General features: G+C 65.2%; 12 protein-coding genes and 1 pseudogene. 6 read left to right on the forward strand and 7 right to left on the reverse strand.

The features are described 5' to 3' along the window. Positions 1–585: a transcriptional regulator BetI gene (gene betI, locus DK847_RS09670; RefSeq protein WP_161957215.1), complete on the forward strand. Its 585-nt coding sequence runs from the start codon at positions 1–3 to the stop codon at positions 583–585. Between the two features lie 25 nt (positions 586–610). Here betI and DK847_RS09675 read toward each other — a convergent pair whose 3' ends face one another. Beyond that, on the reverse strand, positions 611–1,417 hold the full coding sequence (locus DK847_RS09675; RefSeq protein ID WP_342634754.1) for an MBL fold metallo-hydrolase: 807 nt from the start codon (positions 1,415–1,417) through the stop codon (positions 611–613). 315 nt (positions 1,418–1,732) lie between these two features. Between DK847_RS09675 and DK847_RS21005 the strand changes: the two genes are divergently transcribed. Beyond that, complete coding sequence (locus DK847_RS21005) at positions 1,733–4,414, forward strand: hypothetical protein (protein WP_111198102.1); 2,682 nt, start codon at positions 1,733–1,735, stop codon at positions 4,412–4,414. A gap of 89 nt (positions 4,415–4,503) precedes the next feature. Beyond that, entirely contained in the window at positions 4,504–5,115 is a 612-nt protein-coding gene (locus tag DK847_RS09685; protein ID WP_146256092.1) for a TMEM175 family protein, read from the forward strand. On the opposite strand, the gene DK847_RS09690 is transcribed toward DK847_RS09685, so the two are convergent. After that, positions 5,110–5,550 (reverse strand): helix-turn-helix domain-containing protein, encoded by a 441-nt coding sequence (locus DK847_RS09690; RefSeq protein WP_111198105.1) that lies wholly within the window; start codon positions 5,548–5,550, stop codon positions 5,110–5,112. The genes DK847_RS09685 and DK847_RS09690 overlap by 6 nt on opposite strands. A 69-nt stretch (positions 5,551–5,619) precedes the next feature. Here DK847_RS09690 and DK847_RS09695 point away from each other — a divergent pair, with 69 nt between their 5' ends. Further along, positions 5,620–6,852: an MFS transporter gene (locus tag DK847_RS09695; protein ID WP_111198185.1), complete on the forward strand. Its 1,233-nt coding sequence runs from the start codon at positions 5,620–5,622 to the stop codon at positions 6,850–6,852. A 35-nt stretch (positions 6,853–6,887) separates the two neighbouring features. On the opposite strand, the gene DK847_RS09700 is transcribed toward DK847_RS09695, so the two are convergent. The 5 genes from DK847_RS09700 to DK847_RS09720 form a co-directional block, all read right to left on the reverse strand. Beyond that, positions 6,888–8,000 carry an alcohol dehydrogenase family protein gene (locus tag DK847_RS09700; RefSeq protein WP_204508290.1) on the reverse strand — a complete coding sequence of 371 codons (1,113 nt, stop codon included), beginning with the start codon at positions 7,998–8,000 and terminating at the stop codon, positions 6,888–6,890. Between the two features lie 48 nt (positions 8,001–8,048). Then, entirely contained in the window at positions 8,049–9,602 is a 1,554-nt protein-coding gene (locus tag DK847_RS09705; protein WP_111198109.1) for a trimethylamine methyltransferase family protein, read from the reverse strand. Between the two features lie 88 nt (positions 9,603–9,690). Next, complete coding sequence (locus tag DK847_RS09710) at positions 9,691–10,611, reverse strand: LysR substrate-binding domain-containing protein (RefSeq protein ID WP_161957216.1); 921 nt, start codon at positions 10,609–10,611, stop codon at positions 9,691–9,693. A gap of 297 nt (positions 10,612–10,908) precedes the next feature. Further along, positions 10,909–11,607 (reverse strand): response regulator transcription factor, encoded by a 699-nt coding sequence (locus DK847_RS09715; RefSeq protein ID WP_111198112.1) that lies wholly within the window; start codon positions 11,605–11,607, stop codon positions 10,909–10,911. Continuing rightward, entirely contained in the window at positions 11,604–13,463 is a 1,860-nt protein-coding gene (locus DK847_RS09720) for a sensor histidine kinase (protein ID WP_161957217.1), read from the reverse strand. The genes DK847_RS09715 and DK847_RS09720 overlap by 4 nt, the downstream gene beginning before the upstream one ends. 267 nt (positions 13,464–13,730) lie before the next feature. On the opposite strand from DK847_RS09720, the gene DK847_RS09725 reads away from it, so the two are divergent. Together DK847_RS09725 and DK847_RS09730 are read left to right on the forward strand one after the other, a co-directional pair. Beyond that, a complete protein-coding gene (locus DK847_RS09725; protein WP_111198116.1) occupies positions 13,731–14,840 on the forward strand; it encodes a linear amide C-N hydrolase in 1,110 nt (369 codons plus the stop codon). Between the two features lie 124 nt (positions 14,841–14,964). Beyond that, positions 14,965–15,294 (forward strand): annotated as a pseudogene (locus DK847_RS09730) (transporter); the annotation flags it as partial.

Raw genomic sequence — 15,294 nt, forward strand, 5'->3', positions numbered from 1 at the left:
GTGGCCGCCACACGCACCAGCATCGAAAAGATCCGCCGTCAGGACCTGATCGAGGCGGCCTACCAGACGTTCCTGGAACATGGCTTCACCGGCATGACGGTGGTGCGCATCGGCGAGCGTGCGGGCATGTCGCACGGTATCGTCAACTATTATTTCAAGTCGAAGGATGAGCTGGTCTCGGCCGTCGTGCGCAAGGCCAATTTCCTGATCATGCAGGACACAGCGAGGCGGCTGCGTGCGGCGCGCTCGGCGCGGCAGCGGGTGAGCGCCGTCATCGCCGGCAACTTCCCGCCCGATCTCTTCACCCGCGAGATTGCCCGGGCCTGGGTCAGCTATTATGCAGCACTCGGCCGGCGCGACGACCTTGACCGGATGCAGAGGGCCGTCGATGCGCGCCTCGCCAGCAATCTCTTGCATGCGCTGGTACAGCTGGTCAGCCGTGACGAGGCCCGGCGCATCGCCTCCTACATCGCCGTGCTGATCGATGGCTACTGGCTGCGCCACACCAAGCCAGGCGACACCGTGGACGCTGCGAGGGCGATCGCTGCGATCGAAAGCTTCGTCGATTCGCAGTTGCCGGCGTGACCCCGCGAGGAAACGTGCCGCCTGCTCAGGGCGCCTGTTCTGCCACCCAGGCCGCGGGGTCGCCAAGCCGCTGGCCGCCGGCGAGATAGCAGTCGATCAGCTCGTGCAGGCGCTCGCGCCCGAAGGAGTTTTCGTGGCCGGCATGAACCTGTTCCACTGCCAGCTCCTTCAGGCGGCGCAGCGAGTCCTCGTAGGCTGGGGCATCGGAATGCCAGGCATTGTCGATCAGCATGCCGTCATAGATCACATCGCCGCTGAACAGGGTCCGCGTCGCCTTCTCGTAAAGTGCGATGGAGCCCGGTGAATGGCCGGGCAGGTGCAGCACGCTGAACACCCGGTCGCCGGTGTCCAGCACGTCTCCCTCGTCCAGATGTCCCGTGAGGGGCGCGGGCGTGAGGCGGAAATTCTTGAGCTCGTAACCTTCATGCGGAAGTGCCGTCAGCAGTTCGGCGCCGATCCAGCTGCTGGCGCAGCTGCGCACGAGGTCCGGTGTGGCATAGTCCATCGCTTCCGCGGCGTGGCCAAGCCGGTGGTCGAACTCATGCGCGCAGCCGATGTGGTCGAAGTGGCAATGGGTGCAGACGGCGGTGACAGGCTTTTCGCCCAGCGCGGCGATCTCGGGCTTGATGGGTCGCAGGCCCATGCCGGTGTCGATCAGCAGGTTGGTGTCGCGGCCATGGATGAGCCACATGTTGCACCTCATCCAGGGCGCCACGTGCCGTTCCACGATGTGGCTGAGGCCAGGACCCGCAGGGCGAAGTTCATACCATGGGCCATCGGCAACCCGCATCACACGCCAGGCCCCGCCGCACGGCTCACGGTTCCACGGCATGACATTCGCATCACATCTATCCTGTCGCTGATCCGACGTGACCGCAGAATGGCAGATGCCGCGGACGCGTCCAAATGCTTTTCGAAACCCTGGAGCGCAGTTGCAGCCCGGATCGCTTCTGGCCCGGCACGGGTCGGCGAGGTCGATCGGAGCCGGTTCCCTTCGCGCCGCCTGCTTCCGGGTCGTGAGGCCACCCGCAAGTTGCCGTTTCGATGCCTCATGGGAGAGTGTGAGACTAAGGATATTTACGAAGGTTATTGACTCAAAAATTGTGCAATGAACTTTCGATACTTCGTAAGTGCCGGATACTGAAAAATGCGCATGCCTTGCAGGTCTCTCCTCGCCGGATCGGCTCTCCTGTTTACTGTTGCCGGTGCCAATGCCACCACGATGAACTATCTGGACACTTGGCTCAGCACGACGAGTTATGCCAAGGGCTCCGTCGTCATTCGAAGCAACGAAGTCTACTACGCGGTCGCGCCCAGCCTGAACGTGCCGCCGTCACCCGATTCCCCGGCCTGGCGGCTCATCGGCCGAAACGGCATGGACTTCAAGGGCGCCTGGAACGGCACGACGGCATATCAGGTTGGCTCGGTGGTCAGCTATAGCGGGCAAAACTACTATTCACTGCTCGCCAACAACATCAATCAGAACCCGACCGTGCAGACGGCCTACTGGGTCCTTGTCGGAACCAACGGAAACACCATCAAGTCCGGTGCCGGAGCTCCGCTCTCGACCCAAGGTGCCGTGGGCGATTTCTGGATCGATACCACCAGCAAGGTTGTCTATGGCCCCAAGACAGCTTCCGGATGGCCGCTGCTGGGAACCTCGATGATCGGTCCCCAGGGCGCGAAGGGTTCGACGGGTCCCGCGGGTGCGACGGGCGCGCCGGGCAGCACGGGCGCCGCCGGTGCGACGGGTGCCAAGGGCAACACCGGACCGGCAGGCGCGACGGGCCTGAACGGGGTTGCCGGTCCGGTCGGGCCGACGGGGGCCAGCGGTGTCGCTGGAGCAACAGGCCCCAAGGGCAATACGGGTGCAACGGGTCCAGCGGGGCCGACCGGCGCCAAGGGAGACGCCGGAGCAACCGGTCTAGCAGGTGCCACGGGTGCAGCCGGCGCAATGGGCTCCACGGGCGCCCCTGGCGTTGCTGGACCGGAAGGAGCAACGGGTGCCAAGGGAAATACGGGTGCCACCGGTCCTGCCGGGGCAACGGGTGCGGCCGGCACAGTTGGGCAGACGGGTGCCAGAGGTGAGACAGGAGCAACCGGTGCCGCGGGCGCTGCAGGCCCGGTAGGTCCCACTGGGGCTGGCGGCTCGACCGGGCCCGCAGGGGCAACTGGTGCGAAGGGCAATACGGGCGCCACCGGCCCAGCAGGTGCAACCGGAGCAATCGGTGCGGCCGGCCCGACCGGTGCCAGAGGCGACACGGGCTCCGCAGGTGCCGCAGGTGCGGCAGGTCCGGCCGGTCCCAAGGGCGATACGGGCGCAGTGGGTGCAACCGGGCCAGAAGGACCTGTCGGCGCCAAGGGAGACACCGGCGCGACAGGTGCAGCGGGCGCAACGGGATCCATGGGGGCGGCGGGCGCCACGGGCGTCACTGGTGCTGCGGGCCCCGAGGGGGCGACGGGCCCCCAAGGTGCCACCGGAGCAACCGGAGCAACCGGAGCGGCTGGGGACACAGGCCCGGCCGGTCCGGCGGGTACACAGGGCCTGCCTGGCACGCAGGGAGACACGGGTCCGGAAGGGCCGCAGGGCATGACGGGACCGGCGGGGGACACGGGTCCCGCCGGCAGTACGGGCGCAGCCGGCATCATCGGTCTTGAAGGCCAGGCCTGCAGCGACGGTGCCTTCGTCACTGGCTTTGGAACCGGCGGCGAACTGGCCTGTTCGTCGGTGTCTGTGACGCACAGCTATGAGTATGTCTATGATCCCGGCATCAGCTGGGTCGAAGCCAGCAATCGCGCGCTGGCCAGGAGCACCGCCACCGCGCAGTGCTATCTCGCCACCATCACGACCCAGGCCGAACTCGATCTCATCGAGGGCCTGACGGCACCGTCCGGCGCGCTCGTGTCCAGTCTTCCGAACATCTACATCGGAAGCGAGAAGACGCAGGGCACCACCGACGAGTGGTCATGGGCATTCGGCCCGGAGAAGGGCACCGTCTTCTGGCGCAATGGCAGTGCCGTCGGCAACAACTTCCCCGGCTGGGATCCCAATGCCATCTATCGCCGGGAAGCCCGCGCCGATCATCACGGCGGCGCCATCAACAATTACTACCGGCCCTATGTCACCGCCATCTACGGCGATGCGATCTCCTCGATCGGCGGCGGCGGCAACAGCGGCTACATCCTCGAGTGCACATCCGCGACGGGTGGCTTGCAAGGCCCGGCGGGTGCAACAGGTCCTCAGGGACCGGCGGGCGAACAGGGCCCGGCGGGCCCAGCGGGGCCTGCAGGTGCGACGGGCGCTGCCGGCGCCATGGGCGCTGCTGGCGCCACGGGTGCACAGGGCTCACCCGGCGCTGCAGGCGCCACCGGCCCCGCCGGCCCGGCGGGCCTGTCGCAATCCCAGGCCAGCCGCTGTGCATCTGGCGGCAACATCGTAGGATTCTATGCCGATGGCAACATTCTCTGCAGCAACGGACCGGCGGACTACACGAGCAGCAACTGGAGCCTCAAGGTCTACAATGTCGACGATAACCTGAACGTCTATGTCAATGGCACGCTCCGCGCGACCTGTGCCTTTGCAACCGGCGTGACAGGCTGCACCTACAACTTGAACTCATGGATGGTGACAGGTGCGAACAGCGTCAGGATTGAACTTGTCAACTCCGGCTCCGGCTATACCTACGCCTACCGCCTCCTGAACAATGGTGTCACGCAACAGGAGTATGAGTGCGGCGTCTGGAACCAGGGCTGGTGTGACGCTGGCGACGGTGGCCTCAAGACGGGCGTGGTGATGACCAAGTCCTGGTCGCTGCTCTACAAGCCCTGACCGCGATGATCCATGGCGCCTGCACCCGCTGGCGCCGTGGCCCCGCTGTCTGCTAGCCTCCGCGGGAGCGAGGCAAGGAGGCCAGCGAAGTGGAGACCGGACACAGGTTGAAGGGCGTGCCGAAGCAGAGGCTGGATGCCTTGACCGACGGCGTCTTCGCCTTCGCCATGACGCTTCTCGTCATCAGCCTCGACCTTCCCTCCGATGCGCAGGTGACGAATGCGGGCCAGCTCCTTGGCCTGCTTGCGCAGTTGCAGGACACGCTCCTCGTCTATGTCATCTCCTTCGTGGTCCTCGGCGCGCGCTGGATCCGCAATGCGAAGGATCATGGCTCAGAGACCTGGTGCAGCTACGGCTATGCCTGGGCGGTGATCATCCACCTGTTCTTCGTCACGCTCATTCCCTTCTCGACCAAGCTGGTGGGCCTTTATGGCGAGTTCTGGCCGGCCGTCTGCCTCTATGCCGCCAACACCATCCTGACCGCGCTGTCCTCGATGCGCGCGGCAGACCTCCTCGCAAAGGAGGAGCAGGAGCCGAAGCCGCTGGATGCCAGGCTCGACCTCACGGTGCTGATCGTCACGGCGCTGCTATCCTGCGCGCTGGCCTTCTTGGCGCCCGGCTACAGCATGTATGCCTATCTGCTGAATGCCGGCAGCCCGTTCCTCAGGCGCGCCCTGCATCGGCCCCATCACGGCTCATGAAGCGGGAGGACTGCGGCCGCGCCTCTTCACCCTGGCCCGGCGCCTGGCGCGCCTTCCGGCAAGCTCCATCAGCCGCCTGAAGGTCGGGCACTCCAGGTGCGAAGGCGCCCGGCACTGCGCCACGTGGCGCAGCAGGATGCTGAGTGTCGTTAGCTCCCGGATCTGCCGGTCGATGTCGTCGGCCCGCTGGTGCATGGCAGAGCGCGGCAGTTGCAGCCCGTCGCCCCCGAACATCCCGGCAATCTCGTCGAGCGTGAATCCCGCCGATTTTCCCATGGCGATCAGCTTCAGCTGCATCAGCACCTGCGGGTCGAACTGCCGGCGCAGGCCATGCCGTGTCACGGCGCTGATCAGCCCCGCGTCTTCGTAGTGGCGCAGGGCGGAAGGTTGCAGGCCGCTCCTCTTCGCCACCTCCCCGATATCCAGCAATTTCATGCTTGACCTCAAGTGAACTTGAAGTGGCACCCTGCGCGCAGTTTCCATTCCATGCAAGAGGAGCGCGCCATGACGACGCCGAAGGATCGAGATCAGACACCCGCGACACCGGTCACCACGCTGGCCCTCTCACTCGCCATGCTGCTGGCCGCGCTGGGAACCAGCATCGCCAACATCGCGCTGCCGTCGCTGGCGCAGGCCTTCGAAGCACCTTTCCACGCGGTGCAGGCGGTTGTCGTTGCCTATCTCGCGGCCCTCACGGCTGCGGTGGTCTTCGCCGGCCGGCTGGGCGACAGCCGGGGGCTGAAGCCCATGCTGGTCACCGGCCTTGCGCTGTTCTCCCTGTCCTCGCTGCTCTGCGCGCTGGCCCCCAGCCTCGTGCTGCTGGTTGCGGCGCGCGCCTTGCAGGGCATCGGGGCTGCCTTTCTGATGACCCTCGCCATGGCCTTGATGCGCCAGACCGCGAGCCCCGCCGGCATGGGCCGTGCCATGGGCCTGCTCGGCACCGTGTCAGCCATCGGTACGGCACTCGGCCCCACACTGGGGGGCGTGCTGATCCCGCTCACCGGCTGGCGTGGCGTGTTCTGGGTGCAGGTGCCGCTGGCGGTGCTCACCCTCGTGCTGGTGGCGGTGGCGCTGCCGGGTGATGTCGCCCGTGGCGCGCGCCGCCCTGTCCGCCTATGGCCGGTGCTGGACGGGGTACTGCTGCCCGCGCTCTTCGCCAATGTCATGGTGGCCGCCATCATGATGGCATCCCTGGTCGTCGGGCCCTTCTATCTCACCCTGGCCTTGGGCCTGAAGCCCGCTGTGGTGGGCATCGTCATGGCTGTCGGCCCGGTGATCTCGATGGTGAGCGGCGTTCCCTCCGGCCACCTGGTGGACCGCCTGGGCAGTGACCGCGTCATTCTCCTCGGCCTCCTCCTCCTGGCTTCGGGCGCAATGTTCATGGCAGTGCTCCCCGGCTTCATGGGCCTTGCGGGGTTCCTGTTCGCCGTCACCGCGCTCACGCCGGGCTATCAGCTGTTCCAGGCCGCCAACAACACGGCGGCCTTGGCAGACGTCGCGCCCGACCGGCGCGGCACGGTCTCCGGCCTGCTGAGCCTGTCACGCAACATCGGGCTTGTCGCCGGGGCCTCTGCCATGGGTGCCGTGTTTGCCATGGGCGTTGGTTCGGATGACTTTGCCCGGGCCGCGGCACCGGCCATCGAGGCCGGCCTGCGGCTCACCTTCATCGTCGCGGCGGGAATGATGCTTCTCACCTTGGCCCTGGCAGGCCGGAGAATGGCTTCTGAAGCCGGATGAAGGGACCTAAGAGCTGAAATGCCCCGCGGCCTTCATCACGGGATGAGCACGAAGTTGCCGACATGCTGCTTGCGCAGGAATTCGCGCTGCGCATCGGCAATCCGCGCGAGGGGGAAGGTACCGGCCAGCAGCGGCCTGATGGCGCCTGCTTCGATGCAGGAGACCAGGTTCGGGAACACCGGCTCATCCCATGCGGTGCAGCCGATGAGCGTCAGGTCCTTCAGGTAGACGTCGCGGATGTCGAAGCTGACGATGGGTCCGCCAATGGCCCCCGAGGACACGTAGCGGCCGCCACGCCGCAGGAGCTTCGGCATCACACCGAAGTGCGGGCCGGCCACATTGTCGACAACGAGGTCGATGCTGCCCTCGCCGAGCACGGCGGGCAGATCGGCGCTGCGGTCGAGAACCGTTTCGCACCCGAGCTGCCTCACGGCCTCGGCCTTGTCGTGGCTCGTCACGGCCACGACGCGGGCGCCCCGGTGCCTGGCGAGCTGGATCGCCGCCGAGCCGACGCCGCCCGATGCGCCCGTGACCAGCACCCGTTCCCCGGCGCGAAGAGCGGCGCGGTGAAGCATGTTCTCCGCCGTTCCATAGGCGCAGGGAATGGTGGCGAGTTCGGCGTCGCTCCAGTCGCAGTTCACCGCAAAGGCTTCCGAGGCCGGAACCTTGACGAATTCCGCGAAAGCCCCGTCGAAGTCCGAGCCCATCCAGATGGTCTCGTGGGAGGAGAACCCATCCGGCCGCATGCAGGCGCGCACCAGCACGCGGCGGCCAAGAAGCTGGCGGTCCGCTGCCCTTCCGGCCTCGATGACCACGCCGCAGCAATCCGTGCCCTGGATGAAGGGAAAGGGCGTGGCCGCATTCCAGCCGCCATCCGCCTTCTGCGTGGGTGCGGCTTGCTCGGCCGCGGCCGCATCCTCCGTGCCCGTCCTGACGGAGGATGAATACCAGCCTAGCCTTGTGTTGATCTCGGTATTGTTGACGCCAGCGGCAAGCACCCGGATCAGTACCTCGTCCGGCCCTGGCACGGGGCGGAGGACGTCACAGTGAAGCAGACGGTCATAGCCGCCGTTTCCCAGCGTCACGATGGCCTTCATCGTCGGCTCGCCATTGGCCGCTGCAAGCCGTCCAGGTGCTGTGGCAGTCATCGGCGGTCCTCCGCCTGCGGCAGCGTCCCGCGGCGGCTGGGGTCTGCCTTACCAGGCACCATGTCCGGCTTCCATACGCGCACGGGGGAGAATGATGTTGTAGCGGGAGCGGATCGCCGCATCGGTCGCCTCACTGACATGCCGCGGATAATGCTTCGCAAGGATGGCGCGCGTGCGCTCCCGGGCGCGTTCACGCGCATCGGCGGAACCCGCCTTCTCCCATTCACCGATGCTGCGGCGATCGGCGATCTCCGGATAGACGTAGTCGGACCGCATCCGGTCGAATGTCTGCGGGTGGCCGAGATAGTGGCCGGGCCCCATGACGGTGTCACGGATCACCTCGAAGCTCAGCGCATCTTCACTGACGTCGATGCCCTTGACCGTGCGCAGGATGGCGCCGAGCAGGTCGTTGTCGAGCACATAGCCTTCGAAGCTGGTGCCCATCAGGGAACCCTGCATGCCCGCACATTCATGGATCATGGTCGCTCCGGCCTGCGCGGCAAGCGAAATGGTGTAGCCCTTCTCCCCGCCGCTCTGGGCGTCGGGCAGCTTGCTGTCGGTCATTCCGGCGGGAACCGAATTCGGCAGGTCGTAGAAATTGGCCATCTGGGCACAGGCTGCCGAAAGCAGCGCCTGTTCACCCGACCCGCCCGACATGGCGCCTGTCCGCAGGTCGCTGACGAAAGGCCAGGCCGCAAAGATGCCGCGGCAATCGGGATCGATGATGTGGCAGAGCACCAGGCCCGCCAGCACTTCGGCGCAGGCCTGCGCCACGGCTCCTGCCAGCGCGGCGGGAGCCGTGGCGCCCGCCTGTCCCGCCGAGACGAGCAGGATTGGCATGCCGGCCAGCACGGCGGCCTCCAGTGCGTCACAGCTTTCCGTGGCAAAGCGCATCGGCGGCACGACATGGCAGCACACCGCCGTGCAGAAGGGCCGCTTCCGATGCCTGCCCTCTCCCCCCGCCACCGCGTCGAGCATCGGCTGCACCGCCCGGACCGAATTGCCGTCGGTATAGCTGACGGCGATCGACTTCGACGTGCCGGACAGGCAGGCATAGGTGGTGTTCATGTCGAGGTCGAGGATCGTCGGCGCGTCACGCGCCACGATCGAGCGGTGATACCAGTGGATGTTGTCGAGCCGGTCGACAAGGCGGGCGATGTCGTAGAGATCGGCGACAGTGCTCTCGCGATACCTGCCGGTCTCGAAATCCATGATGGTCGGTGCGGCCCCCCCGGTCCCGGTGTGAACCCGGCGCCCGCCGATCTCGATGTCGTGTGCGGGGTCCACCCCGTGAAGGGTGAAGCTGCGGCGTGACCTGGCAATCACATCCTCCACCAGGGCTGCAGGAAACCTCAGGCGGCCTGCCTCATCCACCCGGCAGCCGGCCGCGACGGCGCGGGCTTCGAGGCTCGGCGTCACCTGTGAGAGGCCGAGGTCAGAAAGGAGTTGAAGGGCAAGCGCATGAACGCGGAGAACCTCGGCGTCGGTGAGCGGCTTGTAGCGGCCTCCGACCATGCCGGGAGAAATCGGCGAGGCCGCGGGGTTGGCCGCTGCGGTGTCGCGGTTGCGGCGGCCGGGGCGGCGCGAGGCGAGTTCGGACATGGACGACCTCTGGGAAGCAGGGGCTCAGCTAAGGCGCTTCGCAGGTCCACTGCAAATCGTCTTTGCGAATGCGACGCATTCCCCTCCCTCATGCGAGGGCCGCCGCTTCCGTAGCCTGATTGGCGATCCAGCGAAGGAATTCCTCGAGTTCAGGGCTCGCTGCCCCCTGTTTCGATGTGCTGAGGTAATAGCCGTTGCGGGTTTCCATGCTTCCCGACACGGGCCGGACCAGCCGCCCGCTGGCCACGATGGGGTCGACGATGTAGCTCCAGCCCAGCGCCACGCCACGTCCGGCCTCGGCAGCCTGCAGAACCATGGGATATGAATTGAAGCGCAGCCCCGGAAGAACCGGCTGTCCCGCAACGCCCTGGCTAGCCAGCCACCTCTGCCAGTCCACCGGATCGGGGGCCGCGCGGTCGATGTCCAGATGCAGCAATGTCTGTCTGAGCAGGTCCTCCGCGCCAAGCAGCCCCGGGTGCTCCCTCAGGAACGCGGCACTGCACACCGGGTAGACCCGCTCCCGGAACAGCAGCCGCGCGGTGACGCCCACCCACTGTCCTGATCCGAACAGGATGGCAACGTCGACCTCGCCATGCCCCGGCAGGACCGGCGTGTCGCTTGCCAGAACCCGGAGATCGATGTCCGGATGATCGGCGCTGAACTGGTTGAGACGCGGCATGAGCCAGAACCAGGCAAAGGCGACGGTGGCCGAAATGGTGATGCGCGGTGTCTTCGCGGTGGCGCCCAGCGCGGCGAGGCAGCCTTGGATCTGGTCCAGCCCCAGGCTCACCGCCTCCAGCAGCCGCTCCCCGGCCGGCGTCAACTCAATGGCACGGTGCAGGCGATGGAAAAGCTTGATCCCCGTCTGCTGCTCGAGCGCTGCGATCTGCCTGCTCACCGCACTCTGCGTGAGGCAAAGCTCGCTGGCGGCCGCGGTGAAGCTGAGATGGCGTGCAACCGCCTCGAAGCTGCGAAACAGGTCGAGGGGAGGAAGCCGGTATTTCTGCACGGATGTTGCGCCAGTGCCTTGCGGTGACCACACCCAATGTGAAGCGCACGATGCCCGCTGTCAATCATCCCACCCGCAGTGGAGTCAATGCGTTTACGTCGCTGCGGCCCGCGAAATCGAGGTGTGGCGCGGATACCGCTTACCTGTTGGGGATGACGCGGCCAACCGATGGTGCCGATGTCTGTGCGACTGGCGAGCCGCCCCTCTCTCATGATGCCGCTCGTCGGCACCTGCCAGCTGTCAACCGAGGGCTTCTGTCGGGAGCAGGGTCGGGCATTCGGCATCACCGCGGGGATTTCATTCGCTCAGGATCTCGATCGGGGCCGTCAGCCGGTAGCCGATGCCCCTCAGGGACTGAATTGCCGGGACCTCGGCACCGCAGGACACAAGCTTCTTGCGCAGCCGCCCCAGCTTCACCTCGAGGTTCTCCTTGCTGATCTCCTCGCCGTTCCCAAGGTGGGTGGCGACCTGCCAGTGCTCGAGTTCGCGCTGCGGCGCGCGCGACAGCGCCGCCAGGAGCACGACCTCCGGCTGGGTGAGGCGTGCTGCGCCCGCCGGGCCGGTCACCAGCATCTTCATGGGGCTGAGCCGGATGGCCGTCGGGTGTGAGGCTTCAGCGGACAGCAGCCGCAGCACGATTCCGTCCACCACCGCCCGAAGTTCTTCAAGTGAAAGCGGCTTCGTCAGATAGATATTGGCACCCGACTTGTAGCCCCCGATCCGATCATCGACCGAGCTCCGCGCCGAGATGATGACGATGCCGACATCGGGCTGCGACCGGCGTATGCGCTGGGCAAGGCTGATGCCATCCTCGCCGGGGAGGTTGATGTCGATGATGTAGAGATCACTTACGAAGCCTGTCGGCTCGTCATCGACCTCCTCGGCCATCGATACGCCGACGACCTCATGGCCATCCTGCGAGAGCGCGTCACAGATCGCCTCCCGCAGCGCGTCATAGTCCTCGATCACGACGATCCTGAGCGGCCGCAAGGTCATTGCGGGAGCCACAGGCTAAAACGCACCAGCGGAGTGTCACTCCCGGCGGTGGGTCCTTCGTAACCGATTGTACCCCCGAGGGACTGCGCCCAGTTCGCGACAAGGAACAGCCCGAGGCCAGAGCCCGGCCACCGATGCGCCCCCTGGCTACGGTAATACTTGGTGAATAGTCTCTCGCCGTCCGGCACTCCGGCCTCACCGATTTCATTGGCGACGCTCAACCGCGTGCCGCCGACGCCGTTCTGGATTTGCTCAGCCACGGCCAACCGGATCTGCGAAGCCTCGGGACTGTATTTCGCGGCATTGTCGAGCAAGTTTCTGACGATGCTTCTCAGGAGGCTCTCATCCGTTGCAACGATCAACCGCATCGGCGCATCGACCGAGATCCGCGACGCGGCCGGGTGCTCCGCGACGATCTCACGAAGCACGTCGCCCAGGTCCATGGTCGCGGTCTGGTTCTGGCCGTTCGCGTGCTCCAGCGCCTCGCTCAGCTCGACGCGTTCGATGATCTCCGCCATCTCGCGGGCGGCCTGATGAACGGCTTTCCCGCTTGCGGAACTCTCGCTGGTCCTGAGGCGAATGACCGTCAGCGGATTGCGGAGTTCGTGAACGAGCATGGCGAGGAACTTCTCCTTTTCGGCTCTCCTTTCGCTCTCCTGCCGCAGCTCACGTTCCGTGACTTCGTACTGGATCAGCGCCTCCTGCATGAGCAGGTCCTTTTGCCGCGCCCTGATCGAGAGGATCGCAAAGAGGATGACGGTGGTGATCAAGGCATGGAGAAAGACGACCTTCATGACAGGCACGCCGGTGTGGAGAATGTTCGTGGCGATCAGGGCCGGCGCGATGATGACCAGCGCCATCAGTATGTAGCCAACCCTGATCGTATTGATCGCCATCTGCCCATAGGGCGCCCTCTCCTCGTTTCGCGCCGAGAATGCCAGCACCACATTCGTGATGACGAACAAGGTGACCACGAGCGCGCTCAGGTGAAGCGCCGCCTGTGTATGGCCGAGAAGGACCATCACGACACACGTGGCAGGAAGAACGAGGAGACACCAGGCAAGCCTCTGCAGCCAGCGTGGCACACCGAACTCCGAGATGAGCTTGAAGTCGAAGCTGCCGGTGACGGCCACGACGGTCACCAGGATCAGGCTATAGATCAGATCCCTGACCGGCGCACTGAGGGTGCCGGCAAGGAAATATCTCAGCACGCCGGCCATGACGGAGAGGTGAAGGATCGAGAACACGAGGCGGAGCGCGAACAGCCCATAGAGCAGATCGCGCCTCACGGCCCAGCTGACGATGGCCCACAGCAGGAACGCACAGAGGAACGCGAAATAGATCGACAGCGTGCCGGCGCTAACCTGGCTGTCGAACTCTGCATCGGCGACGGGCGACACCTTGATATCCGCCATCAGCGTCGTTGTGGTTGTGATGCGCAGAAACAGGGTTCTGGGCGTCTTGCTGGATGGGATGACGAACCCATTGTCCAGCCCGATGTGATTGACCGGCGTGATCTCTGCATCGCGACCGCTCATGATCGGAGTCCCTGGCGCGTCGTTGCCAGGAAGATCGGGATCGTAGAGCTCAATCCGCCGCAGGAACGCCGGCTGTACGATGATGGCCAGTTGATCGGTGGAATCGCGGCCTGAGATCCGAAGTTTGACCCAGAGAGCAAATGGCCTGTAGCCTTTGGCGATGGAGCCCTCGAACGGCGTGAAGGTTGCGCGCTCGGCATCGTCGAGGGTCGCCTTTCCGCCTTCATCGACCCAGTAAGCTTCCGAGATAAGCAGCGGCTCGGCTGCATGAGCCAGTGGCGCCGCCACCAGCGTGGCAAGGGCAAGCCAGAGCAGCACGGCATGTTTCGTGATCGGTGAGCAAAAAAACATGAGTGTTGGCTTTTGTTGGCTAACTCGATAGCGAATTTGCTAATGCGGCGTCAGATCTGTCGCGTTGAACGACCGGGACAGAACGTTAGCGTTGCGGCCGTGCATAAAGCAAGAAAAACTACTTAGGTAAAAGTAGCGATGCCGATCAGGGCCCTCGCCGGCGATCGCCCTCCTTGCTGTTCAGGTTACAGCGCCGGCGGAAGTCCGATCAATCTTGAACAAAGGAAACATGTGATGAATTTTTCATTCGCCCCGAAGCTGGGCCGTATGGCCCTCGCCTCCGCGCTCCTCCTTGCCACCACCTTCACACCGTCGCAGGCCTGTACCGGCCTCAAGCTTGTCAATAAGGACGGCAGCTTCGTGACCGGCCGCACCGTCGAGTTCGGCATCAAGATCGATGCGACAGCCGCACTGGTTCCGCGCGGCTACGCCTTCACGGGCAAGACCCCGAACGGTGACGGCCTGAAGTACACAGCCAAGCACGCGGTCGTCGGCGTCTATGCCTACAAGGACGTGAAGATCATGGACGGCATGAACGATGCCGGCCTGGTGGCGGGCGCCTTCTATCTCCCGACCTTCGCCTCCTACACGCCGGTGACGGCGGAGAACCAGTCCAGGGGCCTGTCTTCCGCCGAATTCCCGAACTGGCTCCTCTCGCAGTTCGGTTCGGTCGCTGAGGTGCGCAAGGCCATCGAGGCGGGCGACGCCATCATCACCCCGACGGTGCTGGAGGGCTGGGGGCCGGCTGCGCCGCCCTTCCACTACGCGGTCTATGACAACACCGGTGCTGCCATCGTCATCGAGCCGATCGATGGCAAGCTGGTCATTCACGACAACCCGCTCGGCACGATCACTAACTCGCCAGACTTCAACTGGCACATGACCAACCTCCGCAACTACATCACGTTGAACCCGAACAACGTGGACAGCGGCAAGATCGGCAACGTCGAACTGAAGGCCTTTGGCCTCGGCAACGGCATGTGGGGCCTGCCGGGCGACTTCAGCCCGCCGTCACGCTTCGTGCGCGCCGCGCTCTTCAGCGCCAATGCGCTTCCCTCGGACAATGCCGCGGAAGGCGTCACGCATGTCTTCCACGTCCTGAACAACTTCGACATCCCCAAGGGCATCGGCCGTAGCGATGTCGATGGTGGCGTCCAGGCCGACTATACGATCATCACGACGGCGAAGGATTCGCAGAACCTGCGCTACTACTACAAGACCTATGACGACCAGACGATCCGCATGATCGACATGAAGCAACTCGATCTCGATGCCAAGGACATCCAGATGTTCCCCATTGTCTCTGAGCAGCCGATCGTCGACATGAGCGCCAAGCTCAAGTAACCGCTCACACCTCCGCCACTGTCGCTTGGGCGGCAGTGGCAATCCTTCTTCTGCCCGCGTTCCACGGCATGTGCCGCAACACGAGAGACCGGTGACCCAGATGTTCAAGACGATTTTGCTCTCCATGGCCGCGCTGGTGTCGCTCTCCGGCTTCGCGGCGGCGGATGACTCGCAGGACCTGGCCCAGGAACTGACCAACCCGGTGGCGAACCTGATCAGCGTGCCCTTTCAGGGCAACTGGAACCACGGCATCGGCCCCGATGACGGCGACCAGTATTATGTCAACGTCCAGCCGGTCATTCCCATCAAGCTGAACGACGACTGGAACCTGATCTCGCGCACCATCCTGCCGGTCACCTCGCAGAACGATATCGCCGGCCCATCCGGCAACCAGTGGGGCCTCGGCAACACCCAGCAGAGCCTGTTCCTCTCGCCGTCGAAGCCCACCCACGGC

It is taken from the genome of Aestuariivirga litoralis (assembly GCF_003234965.1).
GTDB classification, from domain to species: Bacteria; Pseudomonadota; Alphaproteobacteria; order Rhizobiales; family Aestuariivirgaceae; genus Aestuariivirga; species Aestuariivirga litoralis.

Coding starts and splice junctions, on each gene's coding strand:
- DK847_RS09715 (WP_111198112.1), bottom strand. CDS start 11,607: ATGACCTTGCGGCCGCTCAGGATCGTCGTGATCGAGGACTATGACGCG.
- DK847_RS09700 (WP_204508290.1), bottom strand. CDS start 8,000: ATGACTGCCACAGCACCTGGACGGCTTGCAGCGGCCAATGGCGAGCCG.
- DK847_RS09690 (WP_111198105.1), bottom strand. CDS start 5,550: ATGAAATTGCTGGATATCGGGGAGGTGGCGAAGAGGAGCGGCCTGCAA.
- DK847_RS09725 (WP_111198116.1), top strand. CDS start 13,731: ATGAATTTTTCATTCGCCCCGAAGCTGGGCCGTATGGCCCTCGCCTCC.
- DK847_RS21005 (WP_111198102.1), top strand. CDS start 1,733: ATGCGCATGCCTTGCAGGTCTCTCCTCGCCGGATCGGCTCTCCTGTTT.
- DK847_RS09705 (WP_111198109.1), bottom strand. CDS start 9,602: ATGTCCGAACTCGCCTCGCGCCGCCCCGGCCGCCGCAACCGCGACACC.
- DK847_RS09695 (WP_111198185.1), top strand. CDS start 5,620: ATGACGACGCCGAAGGATCGAGATCAGACACCCGCGACACCGGTCACC.
- DK847_RS09675 (WP_342634754.1), bottom strand. CDS start 1,417: ATGCCGTGGAACCGTGAGCCGTGCGGCGGGGCCTGGCGTGTGATGCGG.